Annotated in this window: 1 protein-coding gene; it reads right to left on the bottom strand. The window is 77.1% G+C overall.

Annotation, left to right across the window (positions count from 1 at the left end):
• A partial coding sequence (locus tag GTW08_RS04695) for a serine hydrolase domain-containing protein (RefSeq protein ID WP_161151461.1) occupies positions 1-1,410 on the bottom strand: 1,410 nt, incomplete at both ends.

Genomic DNA, 1,410 nt, shown 5'->3' with positions numbered 1-1,410 from the left:
GCGGGCCGACCGGCAGCTCGGTGAACGCCGCGTCGTGGCCCAGCGCGGTGACCCGGCCGTCGGCGTCGGTGCGCACGGTCAGCAGCCGCTGGCCGCCGACCTCCCGCCACAGCCCGGGCCGGACCTCGGCGTAGGCGGCCGGACGGACGTCGTTCGGGGCGGGGGAGACCAGCAGCGTGCCGTCCGGACGGGCCGCCACCCGCATCTGCCCCATCAGGTTCATCGCGCCCATGAAGGTGCTCGCCGACCGGCGCGCCGACTCGTAGGTGCCCGCGATCGCGGCGGCCCGGGCCGGGGTGCCGGCGTCCGGGGCGGGCGCCGGGCCCGCCGTGCCGGGCAGGTAGCGGTCGGTGAACCCCTCGGTCACCGCGCGCCGCAGCTCCAGCGTGTCCGCGCCGCCACGCCCGCTGCTGTTCGTCGTGACGAACACGCCGATCCGCTCGGCCGGATACAACTGCAGGTGCGAGTGGAACCACTGGGTGTCGCCGCCGTGGCCGAGGACGAGGTGGCCGTTGCGGCTCTCGTCGAACAGGCCGGGTGCCATCCGCGGCCCGTCGGCGAGCGCGCCGAGGGTGTCCGGGCCCAGCGCCGGACGCTGCATCAGCGCCCACGCGGCGGGGGAGAGCAGTGGGGTCGAACCGGGCGCGCCGAGCAGGGCCGAGGCGAACCGGCCCATGTCGGTGGCCGACGCGCTGAGCGACCCGGCCGGGGCCGGGCTGACGAACTCGAACGGTGCCGGCGGGGCGTCGACGCTGGTGTAGCCCTCCGACATCGCCCCGGCGGCGGCCGCGGGCAGCGGCTGGTCGAAGGTCGCGGTCGTCATGCCGGCACGGTCGAGCACCTCGCGCTGCACGTAGCGCTCGAAGGGCTCCCCGGTGACCCGCTCGACGACGTACCCGGCCAGGCCGTAGCCGTAGTTGGAGTACGACGGCACGGTGCCGGGGGTGCCGACCTGCTCGGGTGGGTCGGTGGCGAGGAACTCCCGCAGCGACGGGCCGCCCGGCGCGGCGCGGATGAGGCCGCGGATCTGCTCCTCGAAGCCCGCGGTGTGGCTCAGCAGGTTCCGCAGGGTCACCGGGCCTCGGGGCATCGGCACGTCGATGTCGAGGTAGCGGCGGACGTCGGCGTCGAGGTCGACCAGGCCGCGGTCGGCGAGCTGCAGCACGGCGACCGCGGTGGCCACCTTCGACACCGACCCGACCCGGAACAGCGTCCGGTCGGGGTCGACGGGTCTGCCCGGCCCGGCCGAGCCGTAGCCGCGGGTGGCGAGGACCTGCCCGTCGCGGACGACGGTGACCGCGGCCCCGGCGATCCCGGTCCGGTCGAGCGCGGCGGGGACGAGGCCGTCCAGCCAGGCGCCGACGTCGGCGGGGCCGAGCGGAGCGGTCGGGACGGCCGCCCGCGGGGCCG

This window comes from Pseudonocardia sp. SID8383 (genome assembly GCF_009864975.1).
Lineage (GTDB): Bacteria > Actinomycetota > Actinomycetes > Mycobacteriales > Pseudonocardiaceae > Pseudonocardia > Pseudonocardia alni.
Note: the sequence above shows the minus strand (reverse complement) of the source record. Positions and strands in the feature narration are given on the sequence as shown.